This window comes from uncultured Proteiniphilum sp., from assembly GCF_937873925.1.
In the GTDB taxonomy this organism is placed as follows: Bacteria; Bacteroidota; Bacteroidia; order Bacteroidales; family Dysgonomonadaceae; genus Proteiniphilum.
On record NZ_CALNAT010000132.1, the window covers coordinates 1 to 7,624 of the forward strand.

General features: G+C 49.4%; 6 protein-coding genes. All 6 read left to right on the forward strand.

Annotated elements, in window-relative coordinates; genetic code table 11:
* Positions 1 to 1,107 (forward strand): phospho-N-acetylmuramoyl-pentapeptide-transferase (gene mraY, locus Q0502_RS08545; protein ID WP_298649639.1); only part of this gene is annotated, 1,107 nt, incomplete at its 5' end.
* A gap of 92 nt (positions 1,108 to 1,199) precedes the next feature.
* Complete coding sequence (murD, locus tag Q0502_RS08550) at positions 1,200 to 2,540, forward strand: UDP-N-acetylmuramoyl-L-alanine--D-glutamate ligase (protein WP_298649641.1); 1,341 nt, start codon at positions 1,200 to 1,202, stop codon at positions 2,538 to 2,540.
* Between the two features lie 88 nt (positions 2,541 to 2,628).
* Positions 2,629 to 3,990 carry an FtsW/RodA/SpoVE family cell cycle protein gene (locus Q0502_RS08555; RefSeq protein ID WP_298649643.1) on the forward strand — a complete coding sequence of 454 codons (1,362 nt, stop codon included), beginning with the start codon at positions 2,629 to 2,631 and terminating at the stop codon, positions 3,988 to 3,990.
* The gene (gene murG, locus Q0502_RS08560; RefSeq protein ID WP_298649646.1) at positions 3,987 to 5,129 is read left to right on the forward strand and encodes an undecaprenyldiphospho-muramoylpentapeptide beta-N-acetylglucosaminyltransferase; all 1,143 of its coding nucleotides are present in this window, start codon (positions 3,987 to 3,989) and stop codon (positions 5,127 to 5,129) included. Before Q0502_RS08555 ends, murG begins: the two co-directional genes overlap by 4 nt.
* A gap of 13 nt (positions 5,130 to 5,142) precedes the next feature.
* Entirely contained in the window at positions 5,143 to 6,525 is a 1,383-nt protein-coding gene (gene murC, locus Q0502_RS08565; RefSeq protein WP_298649648.1) for a UDP-N-acetylmuramate--L-alanine ligase, read from the forward strand.
* 66 nt (positions 6,526 to 6,591) lie between these two features.
* Positions 6,592 to 7,323, forward strand: a complete 732-nt coding sequence (locus Q0502_RS08570) for a hypothetical protein (RefSeq protein ID WP_298649651.1) — start codon at positions 6,592 to 6,594, stop codon at positions 7,321 to 7,323.
* The last annotated feature ends 301 nt before the right edge of the window (positions 7,324 to 7,624 follow it).

Consider the following 7,624-nt stretch of genomic DNA (forward strand, 5'->3'; position numbering starts at 1 on the left):
CGGCAGATAGGGGAGACCATCAGGAATTTCGACCTGGAGGGACAATACAGCAAGCGGGGTACACCCACCATGGGCGGGGTCATTGTGATCCTCTCCATTCTGGCTTCCACATTGCTTTTCGGAAAATTAGAGAATATCTATATTATCCTGATGCTTGTCAGCACCCTTTGGCTGGGTACATTAGGCTTTGCCGATGATTATATCAAGGTATTCAAAAGGGATAAAGAGGGATTGAAAGGAAAGTTCAAGATTGTGGCGCAGGTGGGGTTGGGACTGATCGTTGGCCTCACCATCTATTTCAGTCCCGAAATTGTTGTCCGGGAAAATACCGAGATCCGTGTGAATAACGTGATAGAGGAGGTCACCTACCAAAACGAGGATGTGAAAACCACCAGCACCACCATTCCGTTTGTGAAAAACAACAATTTCGATTACAAATGGCTTGTCAACTGGATGGGCGATTATGCGGATATGGCGGTATGGGTCGTTTTTATTCTGGTGGTCATCCTTATAGTAACGGCGGTCTCCAACAGTGCCAACCTGACGGACGGGCTGGACGGGCTGGCTTCCGGCTCTTCGGCCATCATCGGAGTGGCATTGGGGATACTTGCCTACGTTTCGGGACGTGTCGACTTTGCCTCTTATCTGAATATCATGTATATACCGGGAGGGGACGAACTGATGGTGTTTGCCTCCGCTTTCGTGGGGGCCTGCGTAGGCTTTCTCTGGTACAATGCCTATCCGGCCCAGGTATTCATGGGCGACACAGGCAGTCTTACCATGGGAGGTATTATCGGCGTTTTTGCCGTGCTGATCCACAAGGAACTGCTGTTGCCTATTCTATGCGGGGTATTTTTTGTGGAGGCGTTATCGGTCATTGCGCAGGTAGCCTATTTTAAATTTACAAAGAAAAAATTCGGGGTGGGTAAACGTATCTTCAAGATGACACCCCTGCATCATCATTACCAAAAGCCGGGTGATGGAAGCATTGACGCCTTTATTCAGAAGCCTTTCGCTCCGTTGCCCGAGCCGAAGATCGTGAGTCGCTTCTGGTTAGTAGGAATGATCCTGGCCGTATTGGCCCTGGCGACACTCAAAATGCGGTAATGATGTTGGTGTGGTAAAAAAGAGAGGCACTGGTCAGGATACCGGCAATAGATTTTGAACCGATTAAATTGGTCAATTAAATTGGTGAAGTGATGGATGAGAAGTTGATTGTGATTCTGGGTGGGGGCGAAAGCGGCGTAGGCTCTGCCATACTGGCCCAAAAGAAAGGCTTCAGGGTGTTTCTGTCCGACAGCGGCGTGCTGAACGATGAGCATCGGGATACGCTGAAAGCATACCGGATAGATTTTGAGGAGAACGGACATACCGAAGAGAGCATATTGGCGGCCGGCGAAATCGTGAAAAGTCCCGGTATCCCGGATAGCGCCCCCATCATGCGGAAGGTGTTGGCAAAAGGTATTCCTGTGATCTCCGAGATTGAATTTGCAGGTAGATATACAGACGCGAAAATGATCTGTATCACCGGCAGCAACGGTAAAACCACCACGGCCAGCCTGATCTACCATATCCTGCGGTCGGCAGGATTGAACGTGGGGTTAGGTGGCAATATCGGAAAGAGTTTCGCCCGCCAGGTGGCAGAGGAATCTTATGATTATTATGTATTGGAACTGAGCAGTTTCCAACTGGAAGGGGTCTGCGATTTTAAAGCTGATATAGCGGTACTACTGAATATTACCCCTGATCATCTGGATCGCTACGATCATAATCTCCAACACTATGTGGACGCTAAAATGCGGATCATCCGGAATCAGGAAACGGAAGACGCATTTATCTATTGGATAGATGATCCGTTAGTGACAAGAGAAATAGAGAAACTGAAACCGGCAGCCGCTTTCTATCCCTTTGGTGAGAAGAAGCGCGATCATATGGCCGCGTATACGGAAAACGGGAAATTGTATATTCAAATAAAAGAAAATATATTCGATATGGAATTGGAATTGCTTGCCCTGGAGGGGATGCATAATGTATATAATTCGTTGGCATCAGGCATTGTGGCAAAACTGATGGATGTCAGCGATGAGCAGTTACGTACCTCCCTGTCCGATTTCAAGGGGGTTCCGCACCGGCTTGAAAAAGTGGCTACGGTACGTGGAGTGCAGTATATCAACGATTCCAAAGCGACCAATGTGAATTCCTGTTGGTATGCCTTGCAAAGCATGCGTACAAAAACAGTATTGATCCTTGGAGGCACGGACAAAGGAAATGATTACACCGAGATTGAAGAATTGGTACGTAGCAAGGTAAGAGCGTTGGTCTTGCTGGGAAAAGATAACAGCAAATTGCATGCATTTTTCGATGGTAAAGTAAATGATATCCGGGATGCCGGTTCCATGAAAGAGGCGGTGGATACTGCCTACGAATTGGCGCAGAAAGGCGATACCGTCTTGCTCTCGCCCTGTTGTGCCAGTTTCGACCTGTTCAAAAATTACGAAGACCGCGGTGACCAGTTCAGGGAGTGCGTGAGGAGACTGTGAATAATGTGAATAATATGCCAATGTGTGAATGGGAATAATGTGCAAGCGCATTGATTTGATAACATCAGCACATCAATAAATTAAAAATATGCTTAACGACAGTAATCAAATAGCCGGTCAACCCTATGAAGGAGTAGCGGAAACGGAATCTTCGTTAGGTGATTTCGGGCGTAAGATATTCAAGGGAGATAAAGTGATCTGGCTGGTCTTTATCATTCTGTGTGTTATTTCACTGGTGGAGATCTTCAGCGCTACCAGTACCATTGTCTATCGTCAACAAAATATATGGGGGCCGATACTGCGGCATGCCATGTTCCTGGTAGGCGGTGTGGGAGTGATCCTGCTTATTCATAACGTTCCCTACCGTTACTTTTCACTGTTGATATTCGTGTTGCTCGGAGCTATCGCATTATTGATCCTGACACCGTTTATAGGCGTCAGCGTCAACGGGGCCGACCGCTGGATCTCTTTTATGGGATTCACCATCCAGCCTTCGGAAATAGCCAAAATATCGCTGATGGGAACTATCGCCTTTCTGCTGAGCAAACAGAACGGGGAGAACGATGGTCTTCTGTTCCGGTGGATGATCGGGCTGATGGTGGTTGTCTGCGGGATCATCGCCATGGATAACCTGTCGACGGCCGTGTTGCTGTTCGGGGTTTGCTATCTGCTGATGTTTATCGGCAATGTGAAATTCCTACGGCTGTTGAAGGTCGCAGGGGCAGGCATAGCCGCGATACTTCTGTTTTTCCTGCTCTTGAACGTAACCCCCGAGAGTTGGACTGAATCCGGGGCTTTGAGCCGACTGGGAACATGGAAGAACCGGATTGCCAATTTCAGTACACATAAAGAACTGTCGGAAGAGGAGTACTATACCATTACCGACGAAAATTACCAGGTGGCACACGCCAAGATCGCCATTGCAAACGGTGGTGTGCTGGGTGTCTTCCCCGGAAACAGTACGGAACGCGATTTCCTGCCGCAGGCCTATTCCGATTTCATCTATGCCATCATCATAGAAGAGATGGGGCTTCTGGGCGGGCTTTTTGTATTGCTTCTGTATGTAATCATCCTGATCCGGGCGGGAATGATCGCGCGGAAAACCGAAAAGTTGTTTCCCAAGTACCTCGTGCTGGGATCGGCATTGATGCTCTCCGTCCAGGCTTTTGTCAATATGGCGGTAGCGGTCAACCTGATCCCGGTCACCGGACAGCCGTTACCCCTGGTGAGCCGGGGCGGAACCTCTACCCTCATCACCTGCGCCTATTTCGGGTTGATCCTGAGTGCCGACCGCTTCGGTATAGGGAAGAAGAAAGAAGAGGAGACCGGCAAAAGGGAAACCGGGATGGATGAGGAGGAAAATAACGACCGTAACGACTTATCCGGGATGATGAAGGAGTCGATCGACAGGCTGGAGGATAAGGTTGAATTTGAAATTATTCAGGTATGATGAAAGTAATCATCAGCGGCGGCGGTACGGGAGGGCATATCTTTCCTGCTATCAGCATTGCCAATGCTGTGAAAGAGCGGTGGCCCGACAGCGAAATACTTTTCGTAGGGGCGGAAGACAGGATGGAGATGGAACGTGTGCCGGCAGCCGGATACAAGATTATCGGCTTACCGGTAGCCGGCTTCGACCGGCAGAATTTCCTGAAGAATTTCTCCGTGGCAGTGAAGTTGCTCAAAAGCATGCAGAAAGCACGTAGGATCATAAATGATTTTAAACCCGATATCGCTGTGGGGGTGGGAGGTTATGCCAGTGGCCCCATATTGAAGGCGGCGTCGGCGAAAGGTATACCGACCCTTCTTCAGGAGCAGAATTCCTATGCCGGTGTAACTAACAAGATGCTGGCACGCAAGGCGGCCACCATCTGTGTGGCATACGAAGGAATGGAGAAGTTTTTCCCGGAAGGGAAGATCGTACTCACCGGTAACCCCTGCCGGCAGGATCTGGTGGTTTCGGCAGAGAATCGTACGCAAGGATACAGTCACTTTCAATTGGATTCCGGCAAGAGAACCATGTTGTTGCTGGGCGGGAGCCTTGGCGCCCGTACGCTCAACCGCAGCATTGCAGGCGCTTTCCCGAAACTGGCCGCAGCCGGTGACCTGCAGGTGATCTGGCAATGTGGGAAATATTACTATAAAGAGATGCTCCAACTGCAAACGGAAGGCAAGATGCCGCAAAACGTGTATCTGTTGGATTTCGTGTCGCGGATGGACTATGCTTATTCCGTAGCCGATCTGATAATATCCCGGGCCGGTGCCGGATCCATTTCGGAGTTCAGCCTGCTTGGAAAGGCGGTCATTCTGGTACCTTCGCCCAATGTGGCTGAGGATCATCAGACAAAGAATGCACAGGCGCTGGTCGATAAGGACGCAGCCGTCATGGTTTCGGATGCTGAGGCTCCCGATGTCCTGTTTGATAAGGCGATGACCCTGGTGAGGAACGACCGGGAGTTGAGAAGCCTCAGTAACAATATCGCGAAACTGGCACAGCATGATTCCGCGAAACGGATCGTCGACGAAATAGAAAAGATCGTTTTCTTGAAAGAGGTGAGGAGATTGAGTGAACGTGGTTTGTCTCATTAGCACATTGAGTAAGATGAATTACGAGTCGATATATTTTATAGGCATTGGCGGTATCGGTATGAGTAACCTGGCCCGTTACTTTCTCTCCAAGGGGAAAAGGGTAGGAGGCTATGACCGTACCGAATCCGCGCTTACGCGATCGCTGCAGGAGGAGGGAGCATCCATCCATTACCAGGATGATACCCATTCCATTCCGGCAGCATTCTTCGATAAGGAAAAAACATTGGTGGTCTATACGCCTGCCGTACCTGCATCGCACAGCGAATTCCTCTATTTCAGGGAGCACGGGTATGTTGTTATGAAAAGGGCGCAGTTGCTCGGTGAGATCACAAGTACGAGCGATGCTGTCTGTGTGGCGGGAACGCATGGAAAGACCACCGTCTCGAGTATGATCGCCCATCTGTTACGGCAGTCGCATCTGGATTGCAACGCTTTTCTGGGCGGGATCCTGAAGAATTACGACAGTAACCTGCTGCTTTCCGACAAGAGCAAGATCACTGTTGTGGAAGCCGATGAGTACGACCGCTCCTTCCACTGGTTAAAGCCGTGGATCGCCGTGATCACCTCGGCCGACCCCGACCATCTGGATATTTATGGCACGGAAGAAGCATACAGGGAGAGTTTTGAGAAATTCACCTCACTGATCCGGCCGGACGGGCATCTGATCATGAAAAAAGGGATACCGCTGACCCCGCGGAGCAACCAAACGGTGAAGGTATGGAGCTACGGGGAATCGGAAGGCGATTTTCATGCGGAGAATATCCGTATAGGGAATGGAGAGATTGTGTTCGATCTGGTGACACCTTCTGAAATCATCAGGGATATCTCACCGGGTGTCCCCGTGAAGATCAATATCGAGAACGGGGTGGCCGCCGCCGCGGCAACCCTTTTGTGCGGCGTTACGCCGGATGAGATCCGGGGAGTCATGCATACGTTCCGGGGAGCAGGGAGACGGTTTGATTTTCATATCAAGACCGATCAAATCGTTTTCATCGACGATTATGCCCATCATCCGCGGGAATTATCGGCTGCCATCGGGTCGATCAAAGCACTTTATCCCGACAGGAAAGTGACGGCTGTTTTTCAGCCGCATCTCTATTCACGTACCCGTGATTTTGCAGAGGAATTTGCGAAGAGTTTATCGCTCTCCGACGATGTGATACTGCTGGATATTTATCCGGCCAGGGAAGAGCCCATTGAAGGGGTCTCCTCGCAGATCATTTTCGATAAGATAAGAGCGGCGGAGAAGATGCTCTGCACGAAGCAGGAATTGCCGGATCTGCTCCGGAAAAAAGAGGTGGAAGTGCTGGTGACGTTCGGCGCGGGGGATATCGACAGGCTGGTTCCCGAAATAGAACGGGTGTTGAGGGAGAAATACCTGTCGGGAAGTAAATGATTCTGAAGGTTCCACGCTATTGAATAACTTAATTGTATCTTTGCAGGTGATAAATATTTTTGGGCGGTGAAAAAAATTCTCATTATATTGGTGGCGGCGGTGGTAATAGGCTACCTGATCTTTTCGGCTTCCTATTTCAGGGATATGTCGCGAAACAGGATATGTGAGAATTTTGGGGTAGTGATTGAAGATAGCACCCACTACCGGTTTGTGTCGGCGAAGGATATTGTAGATCTGGTAAAACGGTACGATCTTTATCCCGTCGGCAAAACATTCGGTGAGATCAACACACTGGCCATCCGTGATACCATCCTCGCCAACAGGCTGGTGGAGTCGGCAGGGGTGTTTACCACGGCGGGCGGTTCTGTCGTGGCGACGGTATCTCAGCGGAAACCGGTATTGAGAGTTATCTCGGATGTAAAGGGTAATTTCTATGTGGATAATGAACGCCGTATTATGCCCGTCTCCGGTAACTTCGCCGTTTATGTGCCTGTGGCTACCGGCACCATCGATGAGAAGTTTGCCCGCAACCAATTGTATGATTTTGCCCTCTTTCTCCGTGCCCACCCCGATTGGGATGCATGGATAGAACAGATAGTGGTGCAAAAGGATCAAGAGGTGGAGTTGATCCCGCGGGCAGGCGATTTCAGGATCATTATGGGAAGTCTCGACGATTATCCGGCAAAGCTGGCCAAGTTTGCCCGCTTCGTGGAGGAAGGGCTGAATGTAGTGGGGTGGAACCGCTATTCTGCCATCAATTTGAAATACGATAACCAGGTGGTTTGTACAAAGAGATAGTCCCGGTATCGTATGAAAATGATGTTAAAACGCAAACAAAAGACATTCTAAGGGTGTTTGTTAAAAAACAATGTAACCAAAACATTTTCGTTAAGCAATACGAGCAGAAAGCAACTGATGACAAACCCAAACCAAAAGCAAACTTGTTTGGGTTTTGGTGAGGCGCGAAGGAAGAAGACGAAGTCAAACTTGTTTGCAATGTTTTCGATAAGCGAATACAGAGACAAAACTTGTTTTGACTATGCCGAGCGTAGAATTGGAAATCGAGGAGCGAAGGCGACTCAAAACAACTAAGTTTACT

Coding starts and splice junctions, on each gene's coding strand:
- Q0502_RS08555 (WP_298649643.1), top strand. CDS start 2,629: ATGCTTAACGACAGTAATCAAATAGCCGGTCAACCCTATGAAGGAGTA.
- murD (WP_298649641.1), top strand. CDS start 1,200: ATGGATGAGAAGTTGATTGTGATTCTGGGTGGGGGCGAAAGCGGCGTA.
- murC (WP_298649648.1), top strand. CDS start 5,143: ATGAATTACGAGTCGATATATTTTATAGGCATTGGCGGTATCGGTATG.
- murG (WP_298649646.1), top strand. CDS start 3,987: ATGATGAAAGTAATCATCAGCGGCGGCGGTACGGGAGGGCATATCTTT.